The sequence below is a fragment of the Microbacterium sp. RU33B genome (genome assembly GCF_900155915.1).
Lineage (GTDB): Bacteria > Actinomycetota > Actinomycetes > Actinomycetales > Microbacteriaceae > Microbacterium.
In genome coordinates, this window is record NZ_FTPO01000003.1 from 23,417 (window position 1) to 45,211 (window position 21,795).

21 protein-coding genes are annotated in these 21,795 nt (G+C 70.0%); 8 read left to right on the top strand and 13 right to left on the bottom strand.

Features of this window, described 5'->3' with window-relative positions:
* The first annotated feature begins 53 nt into the window (after positions 1–53).
* Positions 54–1,472, top strand: coding sequence for an MFS transporter (locus B0B14_RS13545; protein WP_083710621.1), 1,419 nt, complete (start codon positions 54–56; stop codon positions 1,470–1,472).
* Here the strand turns inward: B0B14_RS13545 and B0B14_RS13550 are convergent.
* Positions 1,446–2,855, bottom strand: coding sequence for a DUF6421 family protein (locus B0B14_RS13550; protein ID WP_076682829.1), 1,410 nt, complete (start codon positions 2,853–2,855; stop codon positions 1,446–1,448). The two genes, B0B14_RS13545 and B0B14_RS13550, sit on opposite strands and share 27 nt — an antisense overlap.
* A 72-nt stretch (positions 2,856–2,927) precedes the next feature.
* Here B0B14_RS13550 and B0B14_RS13555 point away from each other — a divergent pair, with 72 nt between their 5' ends.
* The gene (locus tag B0B14_RS13555) at positions 2,928–3,377 is read left to right on the top strand and encodes an Lrp/AsnC family transcriptional regulator (protein ID WP_076682831.1); all 450 of its coding nucleotides are present in this window, start codon (positions 2,928–2,930) and stop codon (positions 3,375–3,377) included.
* Between the two features lie 21 nt (positions 3,378–3,398).
* On the opposite strand, the gene B0B14_RS13560 is transcribed toward B0B14_RS13555, so the two are convergent.
* From B0B14_RS13560 to B0B14_RS13595, 8 genes are all read right to left on the bottom strand, one after another.
* Entirely contained in the window at positions 3,399–4,715 is a 1,317-nt protein-coding gene (locus B0B14_RS13560) for an aspartate aminotransferase family protein (protein ID WP_076683564.1), read from the bottom strand.
* 67 nt (positions 4,716–4,782) lie between these two features.
* Positions 4,783–5,961: an ABC transporter substrate-binding protein gene (locus tag B0B14_RS13565; protein WP_076682833.1), complete on the bottom strand. Its 1,179-nt coding sequence runs from the start codon at positions 5,959–5,961 to the stop codon at positions 4,783–4,785.
* Between the two features lie 85 nt (positions 5,962–6,046).
* Positions 6,047–6,814 (bottom strand): ABC transporter permease, encoded by a 768-nt coding sequence (locus B0B14_RS13570; RefSeq protein ID WP_143733730.1) that lies wholly within the window; start codon positions 6,812–6,814, stop codon positions 6,047–6,049.
* A gap of 29 nt (positions 6,815–6,843) precedes the next feature.
* On the bottom strand, positions 6,844–7,632 hold the full coding sequence (locus B0B14_RS13575) for an ABC transporter ATP-binding protein (RefSeq protein WP_083710622.1): 789 nt from the start codon (positions 7,630–7,632) through the stop codon (positions 6,844–6,846).
* Positions 7,629–8,540, bottom strand: a complete 912-nt coding sequence (locus B0B14_RS13580; protein ID WP_076682837.1) for an ABC transporter permease — start codon at positions 8,538–8,540, stop codon at positions 7,629–7,631. Before B0B14_RS13580 ends, B0B14_RS13575 begins: the two co-directional genes overlap by 4 nt.
* A complete protein-coding gene (locus B0B14_RS13585) occupies positions 8,537–9,553 on the bottom strand; it encodes a TIGR03842 family LLM class F420-dependent oxidoreductase (protein ID WP_076682839.1) in 1,017 nt (338 codons plus the stop codon). The genes B0B14_RS13580 and B0B14_RS13585 overlap by 4 nt, the downstream gene beginning before the upstream one ends.
* A 3-nt stretch (positions 9,554–9,556) precedes the next feature.
* Positions 9,557–10,993 (bottom strand): dihydropyrimidinase, encoded by a 1,437-nt coding sequence (gene hydA / locus B0B14_RS13590; RefSeq protein ID WP_076682841.1) that lies wholly within the window; start codon positions 10,991–10,993, stop codon positions 9,557–9,559.
* A 16-nt stretch (positions 10,994–11,009) separates the two neighbouring features.
* Entirely contained in the window at positions 11,010–11,858 is an 849-nt protein-coding gene (locus B0B14_RS13595) for a nitrilase-related carbon-nitrogen hydrolase (protein WP_076683568.1), read from the bottom strand.
* 184 nt (positions 11,859–12,042) lie between these two features.
* On the opposite strand from B0B14_RS13595, the gene B0B14_RS13600 reads away from it, so the two are divergent.
* From B0B14_RS13600 to B0B14_RS13615, 4 genes are all read left to right on the top strand, one after another.
* On the top strand, positions 12,043–13,254 hold the full coding sequence (locus tag B0B14_RS13600; protein WP_076682843.1) for a sensor histidine kinase: 1,212 nt from the start codon (positions 12,043–12,045) through the stop codon (positions 13,252–13,254).
* Positions 13,251–13,889 carry a response regulator gene (locus tag B0B14_RS13605; protein ID WP_076682845.1) on the top strand — a complete coding sequence of 213 codons (639 nt, stop codon included), beginning with the start codon at positions 13,251–13,253 and terminating at the stop codon, positions 13,887–13,889. Before B0B14_RS13600 ends, B0B14_RS13605 begins: the two co-directional genes overlap by 4 nt.
* A 485-nt stretch (positions 13,890–14,374) precedes the next feature.
* Positions 14,375–15,151, top strand: coding sequence for an ABC transporter ATP-binding protein (locus B0B14_RS13610; protein ID WP_076682847.1), 777 nt, complete (start codon positions 14,375–14,377; stop codon positions 15,149–15,151).
* On the top strand, positions 15,148–16,602 hold the full coding sequence (locus B0B14_RS13615; RefSeq protein ID WP_076682849.1) for an ABC transporter permease: 1,455 nt from the start codon (positions 15,148–15,150) through the stop codon (positions 16,600–16,602). Before B0B14_RS13610 ends, B0B14_RS13615 begins: the two co-directional genes overlap by 4 nt.
* Positions 16,603–16,605: 3 nt before the next feature.
* Here the strand turns inward: B0B14_RS13615 and B0B14_RS13620 are convergent, their stop codons facing one another.
* Positions 16,606–17,136: a hypothetical protein gene (locus B0B14_RS13620; protein ID WP_076682851.1), complete on the bottom strand. Its 531-nt coding sequence runs from the start codon at positions 17,134–17,136 to the stop codon at positions 16,606–16,608.
* A gap of 34 nt (positions 17,137–17,170) precedes the next feature.
* Between B0B14_RS13620 and B0B14_RS13625 the strand changes: the two genes are divergently transcribed.
* On the top strand, positions 17,171–17,797 hold the full coding sequence (locus tag B0B14_RS13625) for a 2-phosphosulfolactate phosphatase (protein ID WP_076682853.1): 627 nt from the start codon (positions 17,171–17,173) through the stop codon (positions 17,795–17,797).
* 22 nt (positions 17,798–17,819) lie between these two features.
* Here B0B14_RS13625 and B0B14_RS13630 read toward each other — a convergent pair whose 3' ends face one another.
* The 3 genes from B0B14_RS13630 to B0B14_RS13640 form a co-directional block, all read right to left on the bottom strand.
* A complete protein-coding gene (locus tag B0B14_RS13630; RefSeq protein ID WP_076682855.1) occupies positions 17,820–18,308 on the bottom strand; it encodes a SprT-like domain-containing protein in 489 nt (162 codons plus the stop codon).
* A 29-nt stretch (positions 18,309–18,337) separates the two neighbouring features.
* Positions 18,338–18,862 carry a hypothetical protein gene (locus tag B0B14_RS13635; protein ID WP_076682857.1) on the bottom strand — a complete coding sequence of 175 codons (525 nt, stop codon included), beginning with the start codon at positions 18,860–18,862 and terminating at the stop codon, positions 18,338–18,340.
* Between the two features lie 85 nt (positions 18,863–18,947).
* A complete protein-coding gene (locus tag B0B14_RS13640) occupies positions 18,948–19,814 on the bottom strand; it encodes a spermidine synthase (RefSeq protein WP_076682859.1) in 867 nt (288 codons plus the stop codon).
* Positions 19,815–20,036: 222 nt separating this feature from the next.
* Here B0B14_RS13640 and B0B14_RS13645 point away from each other — a divergent pair, with 222 nt between their 5' ends.
* Positions 20,037–21,698 (top strand): ABC transporter substrate-binding protein, encoded by a 1,662-nt coding sequence (locus B0B14_RS13645; protein ID WP_076683572.1) that lies wholly within the window; start codon positions 20,037–20,039, stop codon positions 21,696–21,698.
* Positions 21,699–21,795: the final 97 nt, after the last annotated feature.

The following is a 21,795-nucleotide window of genomic DNA, read 5'->3' on the forward strand; positions in this document are numbered from 1 at the left end:
CGACATCCTTCCATCGGGTTCCCTGTGTCGGGACTCGCCGCTACCCTCGCCACATGACCGAAGAGGCGGCTTCCGCGGGTCCGGCCGACCAGACGACGCTGGCGCCGCCGGGCGGCATGCGCATCTTCATCCAGGTGCTCGTCAACACCGCGGCGGCGAACATCACGACGAGCTTCCTCTGGTTCGCCCTCACGTTCTGGGCGTACCTCGAGACGCAGTCCGTCCTGGCGACCGGCGTCATCGGCGGCGCCTACATGCTCCTCATCGCGCTGTTCGGGATGCTGTTCGGCACGCTCGTCGACCGGCATCGCAAGCACCGGGTCATGGTGCTGTCCGGCTTCGTCACGCTCGCGGCGTTCCTCGTGGCGGGGGTGATGTGGGTCGCACTGGGTGAGCCTGCGCTCATCGACCTCGGCGCGGTGTGGTTCTGGGTGTTCTCGGCCATCATCCTGCTGGGAGCGGTGGTCGAGAACCTGCGCAGCATCGCCCTGTCGACGACCGTCACGCTGCTCGTGCCGCAGGAGCGTCATGCGAACGCCAACGGCCTGGTCGGCACCGTGCAGGGCATGGCGTTCATGGTCACGAGCGTCTTCAGCGGTCTGGCGATCGGGTTCCTCGGCATGGGGTGGACGCTGCTGATCGCCCTCGTGCTCACCGTGGCGGCACTGGTGCACCTGCTCTTCATCCGCATCCCCGAGGGCGCGCCCGCGGCCGTCGACGCGGCGCCCCTCATCGACTTCCGCGGCAGCATCCGTGCCGTGGTCGCCGTGTCGGGTCTGTTCGCGCTCATCATCTTCTCGACCCTCAACAACCTCATCGGCGGCGTGTACATGGCGCTGATGGATCCGTACGGCCTCACGCTCTTCCCCGTCGAGTGGTGGGGGGTCGTGCTCGGCGTCACGGCGACCGGCTTCATCATCGGCGGAGCGCTGATCGCCAAGTTCGGTCTCGGGCGCAATCCGATCCGCACGATGCTGCTCTTCGTCATCGTCATGGGGCTCCTCGGGAGCCTCTTCACGATCCGCGAATGGTGGTGGCTGTACGCCCTCGGCATCTGGCTGTACATGTGCCTCATCCCGGTGATCGAGGCCTCCGAGCAGACCGTCATCCAGCGAGTCGTGCCCTTTGCCACACAGGGACGCGTGTTCGGATTCGCGCAGGCCTTCGAGGCCGCCGCGGCTCCGGTCACGGCGTTCCTCATCGCCCCGATCGCGCAGTTCTGGATCATCCCGTACATGAACTCGGATGCCGGGCAGCAGGACTGGGCGTGGCTCCTGGGCGAGGGCGAGGCGCGCGGGATCGCCCTGGTGTTCCTCGTGTCGGGGCTGGTCATGGTCGTGCTCGCGATCCTCGCGTTCTTCACCCGCTCGTACCGCGTGCTGTCGGCCGAGTACGCGGGCAACGAGGAATCGGTGCCCGCGGACCCGGCCGCGGCCGCTGCGGAGTCAGGCGTCGCGACCCGTGATGCCTGAGGTCGAGGCGATGACGTCGCGCATCTTCTTCTCGAGCGCTTCGAAGAACATCGAGAGGGGGAACTCGTCGTCCAGCACCATGTCGGTGTAGCCCTTCGGCGCACCGGCGAGCACGTCGAGCGGCAGGCCTCGATCCCACGCGGAGGCCGGGTTGGGCGTCAGCGTCTGGCGCACGAGGTCGTAGGCGGCGAGCCAGTGCGCCGTCTTGGGGCGGTCGATCGACTTCCAGTACAGCTCGTCGATCGAGTCCGCGAGCGCGACGACCGCCGCGGGCACCTCGTCCCAGTCGAACGCGAGGGCGGTGTCGGTCCAGTGCAGGACGCCGCGCTGGTGCAGCCACGCGAACAGCAGCTGTCCGCCGAGGCCGTCGTAGTTGCGCACCCGGCTGCCCGTGATGGCGAAGCGGAAGATGCGGTCGAAGATGACGGCGTACTGCACGAGCTTCGCGTGCTCGAGCATCTCCGCCTCGGCGTCGGTGAGCCACTCCTCACGCGCGCGGAGGCGCTCCTCGATCGCGACGCACTCGCGGAAGGCGGTGAGGTCGCAGCGCAGCTCCTCGAGCGAGTAGAGGAAGAACGGCATCCGCTGCTTGATCATGAAGGGATCGAAGGGCAGGTCCCCGCGCATGTGCGTGCGATCGTGGATGATGTCCCACATCACGAACGTCTTCTCGGTGAGCTCCTGGTCGTCGAGCATCGCGGCCGCCTCGGCCGGGAGCTCGAGCTTCGTGATCTCCGACGCCGCGCGGACGACCCGGCGATAGCGGGCCGCCTCGCGATCCTGGAAGATCGCGCCCCACGTGAACGTCGGGATCTCCCGCATGGCGACGGTCTCGGGGAACAGCACCGCCGAGTTCGTGTCGTAGCCGGGCGTGAAGTCGAGGAACCGCAGCGACACGAACAGCTTGTTCGTGTACTCCGTCTCGAGCTGCGCGATGAACTCCGGCCAGATCACCTCGACGAGGACGGCCTCGACGCGGCGATCGGTCGAGCCGTTCTGCGTGTACATCGGGAACACGACGAGGTGGCGGATGCCGTCGACCCGGTGCTGCTGCGGCTGGAAGGCCATCAGCGACTCGAGGAAGTCGGGCACGCCGAACCCGCCGTCGGCCCAGCGCTCGAAGTCGTGCATGCTCGCGGCAAGGTAGTCGGAGTCGTGCGGGAAGAGCGGCGCCAGTGCGCGCATCGACTCGATGATCGCCTGCACGTGCGCTCGGGCGTCGGCGTGGTCTTCGACGCTCGGGATCGATCCGTCCTTCACCTGCATCTGCTGAAGACCCGTCGCGGCGTCCTTCAGCGCGAGCCAGGCGGCGGAGTCCTCGACGACCTCGGGCTCTCCGACGACGGACGCGACGGCACCGGTGGTGGCGTGGGTCAGGGACATGGGAACCTCCGATCTTCGACAGGCAGGAATATTTCCGGCGAATGCGGTTGCCTGCAGGTATTATTCCATGCCATGGAGGACTCTGTCGACGAAGCGATCATCCGTGAAGTCGCGAAGGACGCGCGGGCGACCCTGTCGCACATCTCCGAAGCCGTCGGGCTCTCCGTGTCCGCGGTGCAGGCCCGGCTCCGCCGCCTCGAGACGCGCGGGGTGATCGCGGGCTACCGTGCGATCCTCGACCCCGAGGCGATGGGCAAGTCGCTCTCCGCCTTCATCGAGATCACGCCCCTCGATCCGGCACAGCCCGACAACGCCCCCGAGCTCCTCGAGCACCTCGACGCGATCGAGGCGTGCCACTCGATCGCCGGCGACGCCGCCTACATGCTCTTCGTCCGGGTCGCCGCTCCTCGCGACCTCGAGGCGCTCGTCCGCGACATCCGGCTCGCGGCATCCGTCAACACCCGCACGACCGTCGTGCTGCAGACGTACTACGAGAACCGCCCGCTCCTGCCGGACGCGTAAGACCGGGCGGACCGACGCGGGTCAGGCGATCGCGGCGAGCGCCTCGTCGTACGCCGTCATCGCCTGGCCGACCTCGTCGGCCGTCACGACGCACGGCGGCACGACGTGGATGCGGTTGTCGGCGACGAACGGAAGCACGCCGCGGTCGAGGAGCTCCTTCTTGACTGCGGCGATGCGGGGCGCGGGGAGCGGTTCGCGGGTCTCGCGGTCGACGACGAGCTCCATCGCCCAGAACACGCCTTCGCCCCGCACCTCCCCGATGAGGTCGTGCTTCTCGGCCAGCGCCTCCAGGCCAGGACCGATCTCCTCCGCGCCGATCGTGCGCGCGTTGTCGACGATCCCCTCGGACTCCATCGCGTCCAGTGCGCCGACGATCGATGCGGCGGCGAGCGGGTGCCCGCTGTAGGTGAGCCCGCCCGGGAAGACCCGGTCGTCGAACGTCGCGGCGATGTCGTCGGAGATGACGACGCCGCCCACCGGCACGTAGCCGGAGTTGACGCCCTTGGCGAAGGTGATGAGGTCGGGCCGCACGTCGTAGCCGTCGAAGGCGAACCACCGGCCGGTGCGGCCGAAGCCCGCCATGACCTCGTCGAGGATCAGGAGAATGCCGAACTCGTCGGCCAGCGCGCGCACGCCGGCGAGGTAGCCGGGGGGCGGCACGAGGATCCCGGCGGTTCCCGGGATCGACTCGATCAGGATCGCGGCGATCGAGGCGGGCCCTTCGGCCTGGATGACCCGGCGGAGGTGGTGCAGCGCGCGCTCGGACTCCTGCTCGGGCGTCGTCGCCCAGAACTCGCTGCGGTAGAGGTAGGGGCCGAAGAAGTGCACGTGTCCCCGTGCGAACTCGTTCGGGATGCGACGCCAGTCGCCCGTCGCGACGATCGCGGCGCCGGTGTTGCCGTGGTACGAGCGGTAGGTGCTCAGCACCTTGTCGCGACCGGTGTGCAGGCGCGCCATCCGGATCGCGTTCTCGATCGCATCCGCCCCGCCGTTGGTGAAGAAGACCTTCGAAAGACCCTCGGGCGCACGCGCGATGATGCGCTTCGCCGCTTCGCCGCGCGTGAGGTTGGCCGTCGCGGGACCGATCGTGGCGAGCAGGTCGGCCTGCTCCTTGATGGCCGCGACGACGGCGGGATGCTGATGCCCGATGTTGACGTTGACGAGCTGGCTCGAGAAGTCGAGGTAGCGGCGACCGCTGTGGTCCCACACGGTCGAGCCCGAGCCGCCGGCGATGACGACGGGGTTCAGCGTCGCCTGCGCCGACCACGAGTGGAACACGTGGCGGTCCAGCTCCCGGGTGAGGTCGTCGAGTTCGCTGCCGGTGGTGGTGTCGGTCATGATGCTCATTCTGGTCGTGACCCGGCCGCTCCGCGAGTGCGGAGCGGCCGGGATGGTGCGTACGGTGCTACTGGCCGCCCTCGGTGAGGACGACGTCGATCGGGGTGTACTCCCCGGCGACGTCGACACCCTCGTCCTTCAGCGCGGCGAGCGCCTTCTCGATGTACTCGTTCGAGAACGCGGTCTCGGCGGGCTCTTCCGTGATCAGGTTGAGGCCGTCCTGGTTGACGGCGGCGAGCGCGCCCGCGACCGTCTGATCCCATGCCGCCTGGTCGATGAGACCGAACTCGGCACCGGTCCAGATGAGCTTGTTGACCTCGTTCATCTGCCACAGCTGGTGGACGGGGCCGACGGGGAAGGCCGCTTCGGCGTTCGAAGCGATGTCGTAGACGATCTCGGCCGCCTCTTCGGGGTTGTCGCGCGCGAACAGCCAGCCCTTCGTGATGGCCTTGAGGAAGCGCACCGCGGCGTCGGCGTACGCCGGGTCGTCGGCGAGGCGCTGCGTGTCGGCCCAGACGGCGTCCTGCAGCATCGCGCCCTCGGTGTCCTCGTACGAGACGACGTCGAAGTCCTCCGGCTGGTACAGCTCGCCGGTGTCGGGGTTGACGACTTCGAGGATCTGCGCCCATTCGTTGTAGGTCATGGCCTGCGCGGCATCCACGTCCCGATCGAGCAGGGCGTTCATGCTGAAGTCCTGCGTCGTGATCGACACCGACGAGGCGTCGACGTCGTCCGCGGCCATCGCCGCGAAGATCTCCCACTCGTTGCCGAAGCCCCACGACCCGATCTTCTTGCCCTCGAAGTCGCCGACGCCCGTGATGCCGCTGTCCTTCCACGACACCTGCAGAGTGCCCGAGGTCTGGTAGACCTGGGCGATGTCGGTGAGCTCCACTCCGGATGCCTCGAGCGTGCCGAGCACTTTCGGCACCCAGGCGATCGCGAAGTCGGCGTCGCCCGCGACGAGGGCGTCCTGGGGCACGATGTCGCCGCCGGAGGGGACGATCGTGACCTCGTCGAAGCCCTCCTCCTCGAAGTAGCCCTTCTCCTGCGCCAGGTAATAGCCCGCGAACTGCGCCTGCGGCAGCCACTGCAGCTGCAGCGTGATCGAGGTGAGCGGCTCGAAGTCGCCCTCGGCCGCGCCGCCCGATTCCTCGGGCGACGACGAGCCGGAGCACGCCGCGAGGGCGAGGGAAGCGACCACGACAGTGGATGCGGCGAGGAGTCCTCGCCTGATGCTGTGTCTCATGCTGTTCCTTTCGGGTGGTGCCCTTCGACGAGCTCAGGGACCGGTGGGTGGATCAGGACTGGAGGGGGGGCAGGGCTGGAGGGGGTCAGGAGCCGGCCGGTCTCCTCGTGGCGAGCCGCTCCAGGAGCGATGTCGCCAGGAAGAAGGCGAGACCGATGAGGATGCCTCCGAACACGTACGCCCAGGCGAGCGAGGCCCGGCCGGATTTCGCGTACGTCGCGATGGCGGTGCCGACCCCGTCGGCGGGGCCGCCGAAGTACTCGGCGACGAGGGCGGAGATGACAGCGAGGGATGCCGCGATCCGCAGGCCCGTCATCAGGTACGGCAGCGCCGTGGGGAGGGTCAGCGCGCGGAACGTCTGGGCGCCCGTGGCCGCGGACGCACGGAAGACGTCGCGATGCACGGCCCGCGTCTGCCGCAGGCCCCGCAGCACGTTGACGAACACCGGGATGAAGGCGGCGATGGCCGCGACCGCCTGGCGGCCGAACTGGCTCGAGGCGCCGAACATCGTGTTGAGGATGGGGGTGACGGCGACGATCGGGACCACCGCGATCGCGGCGATGAGGGGCGCCAGCATCCCGTCGATCGACCGGACCGAGGCCGCGAGCCCCGCGAGCGCCACGGCCGCCAGCGATCCGACCACGAGTCCGAGGAGCGCGTTGAGCGCCGTGATGCCCATGTCCTCCGCGATGATGTCCCACCGCAGGACGAACTCCTCCGCGATCGCGACCGGGCTCGGCAGCATCCGGGGCGCGGTGCCCAGCACGTCGACCCACACGATCCACAGCACGAACCCGATCACACCGACTGCGACGGGCGCGGCGATCCTCAGCCAGGCAGGCGGGGCGCCCATGGCCGGCCCCTCAGCGGGTCGAAGGGCGGTCATCGCTCGTTCGCCCTCTCGACGGGCGTGCCGTGCAGCGCTTCGCGCACCGCGGTCACGCGCTCGAAGTACGCGGGCGATTCGCGCAGGGTCTCGTCGCGCACGGCTCCGAGCCCGGTGGTCAGGATGTCGGTGATGCGGCCCGGCCGCGGGCTCATCACCACGACCCGGTCGGAGAGGAAGACCGCCTCCGGGATCGAGTGCGTCACGAAGACGACGGCGGCGCCCGTCTCGACGGCGATGCGGGTGAGCTCACCCTGGAGGTACTCGCGGGTCATCTCATCGAGGGCCCCGAACGGCTCGTCCATGAGGAGCAGCTTCGGTCGCGACGCCAGCGCCCGGGCGATCGCGACGCGCTGCTGCATTCCGCCGGAGAGCTGGTCGGGGTAGCGGCCGGCGAAATCGGTGAGCCCGACGAGCTGGATGAGCTCGGCCACCCGCGCCTCGCGCTCGGGCTTCGGCATCCGGTGCAGTTCGAGGGGGAGCGCGATGTTCGCCGCGACGGATCGCCAGGGAAGCAGCCCTGCCTGCTGGAACGCGATGCCGTAGTCCTGGTCGATGCGCGCGGTGCGCGCGGGCTTGCCGAAGATCTCGAGCGTGCCGGTGGTCGCGGGGTCGAGGTCGGCGATGAGGCGCAGCAGCGTCGACTTGCCGCAGCCCGACGGGCCGATGAGCGATACGAACTCGCCGGCCGCCACCTCGAGGTCGACGTCGGTGAGCGCCGTCACGTCGCCCTTGCCCGTCGGGAAGACCTTGCCGACACCGGATGCCTTGACTGCGGCGGTCATGCGGTCGCCTCTCCTCTTCGGTAGTTCTTGAACCAGATGCCCAGCAGTGCGACCGACCCGGCGGCGACCAGCCCGAGCGCGATCGATCCGAACATCGGGCCCCACGGGGCGGCGGGGTCGCTCGAGGCCTGGCCGGCGAGCTGGATGAGCATGCGACCGATGCCTCCGCGCATCCCGATCGACACCTCGGCCACGACGGCGCCGACGACGGCGTTCGCGGCGGCGAGGCGGAGGGCGGGGATGAGGTGGGGAACGGCGGCCGGGAAGCGCAGCCGGAACAGCGTCGCCCAGTAGCCGGCGGCGTACGTGCGCATGAGGTCGAGGTGCAGGGCGTCGGGGGCGCCGAGTCCGCGCAGCATTCCGACGGCGACGGGGAAGAACGCGAGGTAGGAGGCGATGACGGCGACCGACAGCCACTGCGGCCAGGGGAAGGCATCCCGATCGATCTGATTGCCGATGGCGTTCACGACCGGCGCGAACGCGATGAGCGGCACGATCTGGCTCACGACGATCCAGGGCAGCAGCCCCCACTCCACGACGCGCCACCGCTGCATCACGACGCCGAGCACGACCCCGACGACGACGCCGATGATCCAGCCGACGGCGGCGATGCCGAGGGTCACGAGGGCGGCGGCCGCCACCGTCACCCACAGCGGCGGCGTGCTCCCGCCGCTGGTGGGCTCGAACAGCCGTGCCACCATGTCCCACACGTGCGGCATCGCGCGATCGTGGGTGCGCGGCAGGATCATGACGCCCGACCCCGCTTCGCCGGCCGCGCCGCCGATCACGAATCCCTCCGCCGGCCCGAGGAGCTTGTACAGCTCCCACACCGCGATCACGGCGAGGACGCCCACGGCGCCCCACGCCGCGGCCACCCATCCCCGGCTCGAGGTGCGGGAGTCCGTCATCGCTTGGCCGTGATGTGCGTCGCGAGGGCCGGGATGACGGTCTCGCCGTAGACGCGGAGCGTCTCCTCCTTGTTGTCGTGCTGGAGGTAGCCCGCGAACTGCGTCACGCCGATGTCCTTCAGCTGCTTCAGCTTCTCGATGTGGTGCCCGGCAGACCCGAGGATGCAGAAACGGTCGATGATCTCGTCGGGCACGAAGTCGACGTGGTCGTTGCCCGACTTGCCGTGCGAGTTGTAGTCGTACCCCTGGCGGCCGGCGATGTAGTCGGTCAGGGCGTCGGGCACGGCTCCGTGGTGACCGTACTTCGTGACGATGTCGGCGACGTGGTTGCCCACCATGCCGCCGAACCAGCGGCACTGGTCGCGCATGTGCTCCCAATCGGCGCCGATGTACATCGGCGCCGCGACGCAGAACGCCAGCGACTCGGGGTCGCGGCCGACGGCGGCCGCGGCCTCCTTGACCGTCGTGATCATCCACGCGGCGATGTCGAGGTCCGCGAGCTGCAGGATGAACCCGTCGCCCACTTCGCCGGCGAGCTTGAGCGCCAGCGGACCGTAGGCCGCGACCCACACGTCCAGGCTCGAGCCCCGGCTCCACGGGAACTGCAGCGTCGCGCCGTTGTACTCGACCGCACGCGAGTTGCCGAGCTCGCGGATGACGTGGATCGACTCGCGCAGCTCCTTCATCGTCACCGGCGACCCGTTCGTGACGCGCACGGCCGAGTCGCCCCGTCCGATGCCGCAGATCGTGCGGTTGCCGTACATCTCATTGAGCGTGGCGAAGACGGATGCCGTGACCGTCCAGTCCCGGGTGGCGGGATTGGTCACGAACGGGCCGACGATCACCCGGTTGGTCTGGGCGAGGATCGCGGAGTGGATGACGTACGGCTCCTCCCACAGGAGGTGGGAGTCGAAGGTCCACACGTGGCTGAAGCCGTGGGCCTCGGCCAGCTGCGCGAGCTGCACGACGCGCGCCGCGGGCGGGTTGGTCTGGAGGACGACGCCGAAGTCCATCGCCTACACCAGGTACTGCGACAGGCCGCGCTTCACATAACGCCCGTCGCCCTTCGTTCCGAGGTACTGCCCGCCGTCGACGATGACCTTGCCGCGCGAGAGCACGGTGTCGACGTGTCCGTCGATCTCGTAGCCCTCCCAGGCGGAGTGATCCATGTTCATGTGGTGCGTCTTGTCCACGCCGATCGAGGTGTGCCCGTTCGGGTCGTAGATCACGACGTCGCCGTCGGCGCCCGGCTGGATCACGCCCTTGCGGCCGTACAGGCCGAACATGCGCGCGGGGGTGGTCGAGGTGAGCTCGACCCAGCGCTCGAGCGTGATCTTCCCCGTCGCGACGCCCTGGTACATGAGGTCCATGCGGTGCTCGACCGAGCCGATGCCGTTGGGGATCTTGCGGAAGTCGCCGAGGCCGAGCTCCTTCTGATCCTTCATGCAGAACGGGCAGTGGTCGGTCGAGACCATCTGCAGGTCGTTCGTGCGCAGCGCCTGCCACATGTGGTCCTGGTGGCCCTCCTCGCGCGAGCGCAGCGGCGTCGAGCACACCCACTTGGCGCCCTCGAACGCACCCCACTCGTCGCTGCGGGCGCCGAGCTGCTCCTCCAGAGACAGGTAGAGGTACTGCGGGCAGGTCTCTCCGAAGACGTTCTGCCCCTTGTCGCGGGCCCAGGCGAGCTGCTCGACGGCCTGCTTCGCGCTCACGTGCACGATGTAGAGCGGGGCGCCGGTGAGGTTCGCGAGCATGATCGCGCGGTGCGTCGCCTCCTCCTCCATCTGCCAGGCGCGCGCGACGCCGTGATAGAACGGGTCGGTCTTGCCCTGTTCGACCAACTGGGCCGCGAGCACGTCGATGGCGGGGCCGTTCTCGGCGTGCATCATGGTCAGCAGTCCGGTGTCGCGCGACACCTGCATCGCGCGGAGGATCTGCGCGTCATCAGAGTAGAAGACGCCCGGATAGGCCATGAAGAGCTTGAAGCTCGTGATGCCCTCGTCGATGAGCCGGGGCATGACCGCGAGCGAGTCGTCGTCGATGCCGCCGATGATCTGGTGGAAGCCGTAGTCGATCGCGCAGTTGCCCGCTGCGAGCTCGTGCCATTTCGCCAGACCGTCGAGCACCTTCTGTCCGTAGGTCTGCACGGCGAAGTCGATGATCGTCGTCGTCCCGCCCCACGCGGCGGCGCGGGTGCCGGTCTCGAACGTGTCGCTCGCGCTCGTGCCGCCGAACGGCAGCTGCATGTGCGTGTGCGCGTCGATGCCGCCGGGGATGACGTACTTGCCGGCGGCGTCGATGACGGTGTCGACGGATGCCGCGAGGTCGGTGCCGAGCAGGTGCGAACCGGGCTCGAGAACGGCGGCGATCCTCTCGCCGTCGATGAGGACGTCGGCGGCGGCCCGGCCGGTGGCCGACACGACGGTGCCGCCGGTGATGAGTGTGGTGGTCATGATGCGCTCCCTTCCGTCACGGCTTCGCGATCTGCGTGTAGGAGTCGGGGCGACGATCGCGGTAGAACTGCCAGTCGTCGCGCATCTGCTGCACCATGTCCATGTCGAGGTCGCGCACGAGGATCTCCTCGTGCTCGCCGCTGCCGCGTTCGCCGACGAAGTTCCCGCGCGGGTCGATCACCTGGCTCGTTCCGTAGAAGTCCACGGCGAGGTCGCCGTACTCGTTGTCCTCGCGCCCGACGCGGTTCGGCTGGAGCACGAAGTAGCCGTTGGCGACCGCCGCGGCGGGGCCCTCGACCTCCCACAGCCGGTTGGACAGGCCGGGCTTGGTCGCGTTGGGGTTGAACACCATGTGCGCGCCGGCAAGGCCGAGCTCGCGCCATCCTTCGGGGAAGTGCCGGTCGTAGCAGATGTACATGCCGACCTTGCCGACCGCGGTGTCGAAGACGGGGTAGCCGAGGTTGCCCGGACGGAAGTAGAACTTCTCCCAGAACCGGTCGAGATGCGGCAGGTGGTGCTTGCGGTACGAGCCAAGGATCGAGCCGTCGGCGTCGACGAGCACCGACGTGTTGTAGTAGACCCCGGTCTGCGCCTCTTCGTAGATGGGCAGCACCATGACGGTGCCGAGCTCCTTCGCGAGAGCCGCGAAGCGCTGCACGATCGGCCCGTCGGCGGGCTCCGCGTAGCGGTAGTACTTCTTGTCCTGGGTGATGCCGAAGTACGGACCGTAGAACAGCTCCTGGAAGCACACGACCTGCGCTCCGTCGGCGGCCGCCGTGCGGGCGAAGCCCTCGTGCTTGTCGAGCATCGACTCCTTGTCGCCCGTCCACGTCGTCTGGGTGATGGCTGCGCGTACCGTCGTCATCGTGTTCTCCTCCGTCGTCTTGATCATGTCGATCCGACGTTTCCCGTCGGTTTCGGCCTGTGTCGCGACAGTAAAGCCCGAGGGTGCATCGCCGCAATGGTGGGACCGGCAGACCATTGGATGCCGGGAGGGGATACATCTGACGGCGGATGCCGCCGCATCCGTTCTCGCCTAACGTGAAGACGTGTTCCGCCGCCTGAAGCCCTACCAGCTGGTCGTCGATCTCGTTCTCGCCGCGGTGTTCGTGGCGTGCGTGGCGTTCCTCGAGCTGGAGAGCGGGCGCTCGGTGGCCCTCAACGCGCTCTCGACGGTGCTCGTCGTGGTCCTGTTCGCGGTGGCTGTGGCGCTCCGCCGCCTCTCGCCCGGGCTCGCCCTCGCCGTCGCGTGGGCGGGGGCGATCACCCAGATGTCGTTCGGGCGTCCTCCATCGCTCACCGACACGGCCATCTTCGCGGTGCTCTACACCACGGCGGCCTACGGATCGCGGCTCGTGTTCTGGCTCGGCTTCTCGTCGGCGATCGTGGGGGCAGGGGTCATCACGGTCTACCTGTTCGCCGTGCCCGTCCTCGGCAGCGGAGAGCCCTGGAGCGCGATCACCGCCGCGGCGGCCGTGCTGATCGCCGCCACCTTCGCACTGCTGCTGGCGTGGACGGTCGGCGCGCTGGTGCGCACCGCGCTGCGTGCCCGCGAGAACCGGGAGGGCCAGCAGCGCGCGGAGGCCAGCGCCGTCGTCGAGCAGGAGCGCGTGCGCATCGCCCGCGACATGCACGACGTCGTGGCGCACTCACTCGCCGTCGTGATCGCTCAGGCCGACGGGGCGCGGTATGCGGCGGCATCCGACCCCGGGGTCGCGACGCAGGCGCTCGGCACGATCTCCACCACCGCGCGCGCCGCGCTCGCCGACGTGCGGCTGCTGCTCGGGCAGCTGAGGCATTCGCAGCTCGACGGGCCGCAGCCGACTCTCGCCGATCTCGAGCAGCTCTACGCGCAGGTGCGCGCCGCCGGTGTCGATCTGCGCGTCGACGTCGACCCGGCGCCGCCGGGCACCCCGCCCGCCGCGGTGCAGCTCGCGGTCTACCGCGTGCTCCAGGAGGCTCTCACGAACGCGCTGCGCCACGGCGATCCGGGTCCGGTCGATCTCCGGCTGTCGTGGCTCACGGATCGGGTCGACCTCGTCGTGCGCAATCCGCTCGCTCGGAGCGATCGGGCACCGTCGAGCGGTCACGGACTGATCGGCATGCGCGAGCGCGCGCAGCTCGCCGGCGGACGGCTGGAGGCGGCGCCGCAGGACGGACAGTTCGTCGTGCGCGCGAGCATCCCGGTCCTTCGACAGGCTCAGGAGCCGGATGCGGGTGCGGGTCAGGAGCCGGCCGGGATGCAGGGGCAGGCGTCATGATCCGCGTAGTGCTCGTCGACGATCAGGCGCTGTTCCGCGCCGGCATCCGCATGCTCGTGGATTCGCAGCCCGACCTCGAGGTCGTGGGCGAGGCGTCCGACGGCCGCGAGGGCGTCGCCGTCGTGCGCGCCGCGCAGCCCGACGTCGTGCTGATGGACATCCGGATGCCGGTGCTCGACGGTCTCGCGGCGACGGCCGAGCTGCTGCAGGATCCCGCGCCGCCGCGCATCGTCATGCTCACGACGTTCGACCTCGATGAGGCGGCCGCGCGGGCCATCCGCCAGGGTGCGAGCGGATTCCTGCTCAAGGACGCCGACCCGGAGTTCCTCCTCGCGGCGATCCGCACGGTGCACGCCGGTTCGGCCGTGATCGCGGCATCCGCCACCCGCGACCTGTTCGCGCATTTCTCCGCCCCCGCGGCGGTGGCCGTGCCGCCCTCGTACCTCGCGCTCACCGAGCGCGAGCGGGAGATCTTTGCGCTCGCCGCCCGCGGTCTCTCCAACGCCGAGATCGCCGCGGGGGAGTTCCTCTCGGAGGCGACCGTGAAGACGCACATCAGCCGCATCCTCACCAAGCTCGGGCTCCGCGACCGCGTGCAGCTCGTCGTCTTCGCGTTCGAGCACGGTCTGACCTGACCTCCGGCTCGACGACGTCGAGGAGTCCCGGATGACGATGCCGCCGGGAGCGCTTCCCGGGGCTTTCGAGCATCCCGAAATCGCTGATGAACTTCATGTTCACACGCCGGTGAGGTGTGGCGCGGCGTCGGTGGGACGAGGCGTGAGAGCACTCTCCTCGACGCCGAGGTGGCAGGTTTCGTCCGGTGAGGTCGGGTCAGGAGACACGACCTGCCACATCGGCGATCGGGCTCGAGTCGAGGGGGCCCGTGCTGCCGCATGCCGTCGACCGAGGCGAGACGACCTGCCACCTGGAGCACCCGAACCCGCCGGCCCACGTCCCCCGGGCACCACACATCCCTGTGTGAACGTGAAGTTCATCAGCGAATTCGAGAGCGTCGAAAGCTCGAGCACGCGCGTCGCGCGCGCAGGATCATCCTCGAGATGTACGCGGATGCCCCTCCCGGCCGACGCGGGGAGGGGCATCCGCTCCATAGCGTCGAAGCATGCAACTCACATCGACCGAACTGGGCCTCGCCGCCCGCGTCCACCAGCTGACGAAGACCTACGGGGCGGGTGCCGGCGAGGTGCGCGCGCTCGACGAAGTGACCGTCGGCATCCGCCGCGGGGAGTTCACCGCGATCATGGGTCCCTCGGGGTCGGGCAAGTCCACGCTCATGCACATCATGGCCGGGCTCGACGCGCCCACCCGCGGACGCGCGTGGATCGGCGACACCGAGATCACCGGGCTGTCCGATCTCGAGCTCACGGTGCTGCGCCGCCGGCGCGTGGGCTTCGTGTTCCAGTCGTTCAACCTCGTGCCGACCCTCGACGCGGCGAGCAACATCCTGCTCCCGTTCGATCTCGACGGGCGTCGTCCGTCGGCCCTCGAGAAGGCGCGCATCGACCGTCTGGTCGAGACGCTCGGGCTCACGGAGCGTCTGCACCACCGTCCGCACGAGCTGTCGGGCGGACAGCAGCAGCGGGTCGCGATCGCCCGGGCGCTGGCGACCGCGCCCGACCTCGTCTTCGCCGACGAGCCCACCGGAAACCTCGACTCCCGCTCCGGGCGCGAAGTGCTCGCGCTGCTGCAGGCCGCGTCGCGCGACCACGGCCAGTCCATCGCGATGGTGACGCACGACCCGGTCGCGGCGTCGCACGCCGACCGTGTGCTGTTCCTCGGCGACGGCCGCGTCGTCGCCGACAAGCCGCGCCAGACGGCCGAGGAGCTCTCCGCGTTCATGCTGGCGACCGAGCTGGGCGCCGCCGGGGTGTCGGCATGACCGCGATCGCCGAGCAGGTCCGGATGCCTCGCGCCTCCATCTCCGCACGCCTGGCGTGGCTCCGCGAACGCGGCATGGGCGCCTCGATCCTGGTGGCGGCGATCTCGAGCGGCTTCGGCGTGCTGCTGATCGCGGTCACGGGCTACATCGGCGCCTGGCTGCGCGCCGACCCCTACATCGGCGGCGGCGACACCGTGGCGGCCGTCGTCGGCATCCTCACGGTCCTGCTCGCCGGCGTCGCCGTGTACGTCGCCGCCATCGTCACCGCCAACACGTTCGCCACGATCGTCGCCGGGCGCACGCGCCGCATCGCGCTGATGCGCCTCATCGGCGCGTCGGCGCGTTCGCAGCGCACCGAGATCGCCGGTCAGGGCCTGATCGTCGGCGCCCTCGGCGCGTTCACGGGGCTCGTGCTCGGCACGCTCGCGGCCGCCGCGCTCGCCGAATGGGTCGCTCCGGCGCTCGGGATGACCGTCGAGCACAGCGTCGTGGAACCCGCGCTCGTACTTCCCGCGGCGATCGTCGTGCTCACGACCTGGGCGGCCGCCTGGATCGGCTCCCGCCGAGTGCTGGCAGTGACGCCCCTGGAGGCGCTCGGCGGATCGGTCGAACGATCGCGCGACGAGGTCGCCCGCCCGGCGCGCCGGGTCGTGGCGATCTCGCTCTTCGTGGTCGGGGCGGCCCTGCTCGCCCTCGGCATCCTCGCCGGCCTCGTGAGCCCCGCCGGCATCATCGTCGCGTTCTGCGGAGGCCTGTTCTCCTTCACCGGCCTCGCGCTCGGAGCCACGCTCGTGATGCCGCCGCTCCTGCGCCTGACCGGTCGGCTGTTCGGCCGATCCGCGACCTCCCGGCTCGCGGCCGAGAACGCGCTGCGCTATCCCGAGCGCTCGTCGCGGATGGCGATCGGCGTCGTGATGGGAGTCACCCTGGTCACGATGTTCGCCGTCGCCTCCGAGTCGGTGAAGCTCGTCATCGCGTCGTCGTCGGGGGGAGAGCTGCCCGCCGAGATGGCGACGCTCCTCGACTCGTTCGCGGCGGTCATGATGGCGCTCGTCGGCGTCTCCGCGGTGATCGCCGCGGTCGGCCTGGTGAACCTGCTGACGATCGGCGTTGTCCAGCGCCGCCGTGAGCTCGGGCTGCTGCGTGCACTCGGGCTCACCTCGAGGCAGGTGCGCCGGGTCGTGCTGCTCGAAGCGGCGCACGTCACGATCACCGCCGTCGTGTTCGGCCTCGTGCTCGGGATCGCGTACGGATGGGCGGCCGCGCAGTCGCTGCTCGGATCGGTCCCGATCCCGCCGCTGTGGATGTCGCCCACGTTCGTGCTCCCCGGCATCCCGTGGCTCGCCGTCGGGGTCATCGTCATCGCGACGGCGACACTGACGCTCGTGGCAGCGGTCGTGCCGACGCGGCTCGCCACCCGGGTCGCGCCGGTGGAGGCCCTGGCCGAGTGAGAGCTACGATCCTGAGTCGGTCGGCCCGGAGTCGGGGCCGACCGGCTCGGGGTCGTGCGCCCAGGTGGGGGCGAGCGCCCGGATGCGCGCCCCGCGCCACTGCCACGTCGCCCACAGCAGAGGCCACATCGCAGCGGCGGTGGGGCCGCCGATCACGAGCCGGTCGCGCCAGAGGGTCCTGGTCGGGTCGCCGGGAGCCGGGGAGACCGCCATCTGGTGGTCCCACACGTCGAGGCTCGCGAGCGGGCCGGTGAGCGGGATGCCGCTGTCGCGGAAGATCCGCACCGGTCCCCGCGCATCGTGCGTGTGCGTCTCGCTCACGTGGATGAGCTGGCGGCCGATCCCGATCCCGCCGACCGAGAGCTGCACGGGCATGTCCGTCCCCGGGGTCAGAGCGGGCGGCATGCCCTCGCTCCCGAGCGGCGCCATCTCCACGAGCGGACCGTAGAGCTCGGCGACGGCCCGAGGGGAGTGCAGGGCGCGCCACGCGGCATCCGCGTCGCAATCGATGACGAGCTTCAGCAGGATCCGCATCGTCCCAGTCTCGCACCGACTCTAGGCTGGTCGGATGCCCTCGCCGTTCGATCAGTCCGCGTATCAGGTCCGGCTGGACTGGGGTGTCGACGGACTCGTCCGACTCGCGCCGGCCGACATCGTCGTGGTCGTCGACGTGCTGCGGTTCTCGTCCACGGTGACGGCCGCGCTCGACCGGGGGCAGACGACGGCGCTGGATGCCGCGGCGCACGCGGTCTCGATCAACGGCGCCGCCGTCGCCGAGGCGGCCGCGGAGTCGCCCCTCGTGCTGCTCGGCTGCCTTCGCAACGCGTCCGCGGTCGCCGCGGCGGTGCTCGCCGTGCAGCAGCAGCGCGGCACGCGCACCAGTGTCTCCGTGATCGCGGGCGGGGAGAGGGATGCCGCGGGCGCCCTGCGCTTCGCCGTCGAAGACCACCTGGGCGCCGGCGCGGTCATCGCCGCGCTGGGCGACCTCGGCATCGACCACGGCTCGCCGGATGCCGCCGTCGCCGGCGAGGGCTTCCGCGCCCTGCGCGGCGCCGTGAAGCACCTGCTGTCGGCGAGCGGGTCGGGCCGCGAGCTGGCGGAGCGGGGTCTGGCCGCCGACGTCGCGGCCGCCGCGGCACTGGATGCGTCGACGGCCGTGCCCGTCCTGCGCGACGGCGTGTTCGTCGCGTTCTGAGACTTGGGCCGGCCGGCGCCGGTCAGCGCGGGGTCGTGGCCGCGAGCCGGGTCGCCGCGGTGATCTCGCGCCGCACCCAGCGGAACTGGAACCGATCGTCGTAGCGCGGAGCGCAGCGCACGCACGACGTCGGCCGCGTCGGACGCCGGTGGCGGTAGGCCGTGTGACCCGCCGGGCAGTGGCCGATCCAGGGCGCGAGCTCGGTGGCGGTCTCGCCGTGGTGGGTCACGCCGCCGGTGTAGCCGATCTCCCGCGCGATGCTCTTCCAGCGCGGGCCGTGCGCGGCATCCGGACCGGCCAGCGCGTGCGCCACTTCGTGCAGCAGCGTCTGGTGGTTGTCGTCGTCGTCGTAGCGCGCGGCCAGGTAGCGCGACACCGAGATGCGCTTCGCCGTGAAGTCGCACAGGCCCGCGCGTCTCTTGGCGTTGTCGAACGCGAACGTCCACGACTCGTCGAGGTGCAATCGGATGAGCGCCTCCGCCCATCCGCGCACGCGGTTCAACTCCGACATGCGAGAAAGCTAGCCGACCCCGCCGACACTCAGCTGGCGACGGCCCGCGAGCGGCGCCGGTCGGCCGCATCGACGGCGAGCAGCGTCGATTCGAGCTGTTCGTCCGGCGCACCCGACTCCTGACGGAGGAACAGCGCGCGCTTGAAGTCGCGACGGGCCTCCTCGAACTCCTCGGCGTCGTAGTGCACCTTGCCGCGGTGCTGGTACGCGAAGGCCGCGATGCCCGACCAGCTCTGTCCTTCGGCCTCTTCGGCGCACGTCGTGAGCTCCTGCAGGGCGGCGGCGTACGCGCCGAGGAACTGCTGCACCGACGCATGCAGGGTCCGGGCGCGCAGCAGGTCTTTGCGCGTGCCGGCCATGCGGGCGACGCGCACCGACTGCTCCGAGATCACGAGCGCGTCCTCCGGGCGTCCGAGCACCTTGAGGAGCCAGACCCGCTCGAGCAGGGCCGGAAGGCTCCGCTGCTCGCCGATCTCGCGGAGTCTCTCCGAGCACTCGTGCACATCGACGATCTCGCGCAGCGTATCCGGGTCGTATCCCTTGATGTAGCTCACCTGGACTCCTTCCGCGCGACCGGTTCGCCGTTCCAGTGTCCCCCGGTCACCGTCCAGGCGCCCGAGGGCACGCCGGGGTCGCCGGTCACCGTTCGAAGAGCGTCGCCGAGGGCTTGGGCGAGTCGGTCGCGTCGGCGTCGGTCGCGGGCCGGGCGCCCCGGGCGAAGTCCTCCAGCTCGGATCCCTGTGCGACCTTGGCGGGGTGCGGCCCTGCCGCCATCAGCCGGGGGAGCCACTCGGTCGGAAGCGGCGAACGGGAGGCGGCGATGACGATGTTGCCGAACCGCCGTCCCTTCAGCATCTGCACCTCGGCGAGGATCGCGACGTGGCCGAGGACGCTCTGCACCGTCGCGACCTGGCGGCGGGCGAAGGCGAGCCCCGCGCCGTCGGCGACGTTGACCAGCAGCACGCCCTCCGGTGCGAGGAAGCGCGCCGCTGTCGTGTAGAACTCGATCGTCGTCAGGTGGGCCGGGGTCTGCGCGCCCGCGAAGACGTCCGAGACGAGGAGATCGACATTGCCGACGAGCCCGTCGGGAAGGCGCCCGAGTCCCTCCCGCGCGTCGCCGATCCGGGTGCGGATCGAGGCTCCGCGGGGGAGGGGGAGATGCTCCCGCACGAGGTCGACGAGCGCTTGCTCGAGCTCGATCACCTGCTGTCGAGAGCCCGGTCGCCTCGCCTCGATGTAACGCGGGATCGTGAGGGCGCCGGCACCCAGGTGCACCGCGGTGAGGGGCTGCCTCGGCATCCGGAGCTGGTCGATGACCGCGCCCATGCGCCCGATGTACTCGAAGTGCAGGTGCGTCGGATCGTCGAGGTCGACGTGCGATTGCGGAGTGCCGTCGACGTCGAGCTCGTACCCGGTGGTGAAGCCCGAGGGGACGATGCGGGCGATCGTGCCGTCCGAGAGCCGGGTCTGCGGATACGCGCTGGGTTCGTGCCGGGCCCTCGCCATGCGTCAACGCTATCCCGATGCGCCGGGTGCGCAGATTGCGAGGCTGGATGCCGAGGAGGTGAGCAATCCGGCGGCTCCGACGCATCCGACGTCATCGAAACACGATCGAGACAAACGCGTAACCGACGCTCAGCGTTCACACAGGTAGCGTCGACCCATCATCCCTACGCGGGGACGGATGCTGTCATGCCTCCGCCCTGCTCCATCCGGAAGGTGCACAGCATGCTCCACAGAACCAGGAAGCGCGTCCTCGCCGGCGTCGCGGCCGTCGCCATCGGCGCGCTCGCACTCACGGCCTGCACGAGCCAGCGCGAAGACGGCGGCGACTCGGGCGAAGGCGCGGGCGACGTCGACACGACCTTCGTGTTCGGATCCTCCGGCGACCCGGCCAGCTTCGACCCCGCGTTCGCGAGCGACGGCGAGACGTTCCGCGTCGCGCGCCAGATGTTCGAGGGGCTCGTCGGTACGGCTCCGGGCACGGCCGACCCCGCCCCGCTCCTCGCCAAGAGCTGGGAGCAGCCGGACGACACCACCTACGTCTTCACCCTCGAGGAAGGCGTCAAGTTCCACGACGGCACCGACTTCAATGCCGAAGCGGTCTGCTTCAACTTCGACCGTCAGAACGCCTTCACGGGTGTCGCGGCGTCGCAGAGCATGGCGTACTACTGGGGCGTCATCATGCGCGGCTTCGGCGCCGACTCGATCTACGACAGCTGCACCGCCGACAGCGACTACCAGGCGACGATCACGCTGAAGCAGCCCTTCGCCGGCTTCATCCCGTCGCTGTCGCTGCCCTCCTTCTCCATCCAGAGCCCCGCGGCCCTCGAGGAGTTCAAGGCCGACGAGGTCGGGGGCACCGACGAAGCGCCCATCCAGAGCGAGTACGGCCAGGGTCACCCGACCGGCACCGGACCCTTCGTGTTCGAGTCGTCCGCCCCGGGCGAGCAGGTCATCCTGAAGGCCAACCCCGACTACTGGGGTGAGCAGGGCGTCGTCGAGGAGATCATCTTCAAGGTGATCGGCGACACCACCGCTCGTCGTCAGGCGCTCGAGTCGGGAAGCATCGACGGTTACGACCTCGTCGCCCCCGCCGACCTCGCCTCGCTCGAGGACTCGGGCTACACGCTGATCAACCGTGCGCCGTTCAACGTGCTCTACCTCGCGATGAACCAGGCCGCTCCCGGTCTGAGCGACGTCAAGGTGCGTCAGGCCATCGCGCAGGCGATCGACAAGGACGCCCTCATCACGCAGATCCTGCCCGAGGGCACCGAGGCGGCGACGCAGTTCATGCCGCCGTCGGTCATCGGCTGGAACGACAGCGTCACCGAGTACGCGTACGACCCCGACGCGGCCAAGGCCCTCCTCGCGGAGGCCGGCTACACCGAGGCGAACCCGCTCACGATCACGTTCAACTACCCGGTGAACATCTCGCGGCCCTACATGCCCAACCCGGAGCAGATCTTCACGAACCTCTCGAGCCAGCTCGAAGCGGTCGGGATCGTGCTCAACCCGGTCACGAACGAGTGGGTGGAGTACCTCGACCTCATCCAGGGCGGGTCGGACCACGGCATCCACCTCCTCGGCTGGACGGGCGACTACAACGACCCCGACAACTTCGTGGGGACGTTCTTCGGTGCAGCCTCCAACGAGTGGGGCTTCGACAACGCGGAGCTCTTCTCGGCCCTGACCGAGGCCCGCGGCCTCGCGACGGAGGAGGAGCAGAGCACGGCGTACAAGGCGATCAACGAGCAGATCATGCAGTTCCTGCCCGGCGTCCCGCTCGCCCACCCGGTTCCCACGCTCGCGTTCGACGCGCGGGTGACGAGCTACCCGGCCAGCCCCGTGCAGGACGAGGTCTACAACCTGGTCGAGCTGAGCGAGTAAGCCAGGCCGACGCGGATGCCGCGGCCCGACGCCTCACCGAGGCGCAGGGTCGCGGCATCCGCACCCCGTCCCCGACGTCCCTGATCCCACGGAGCCC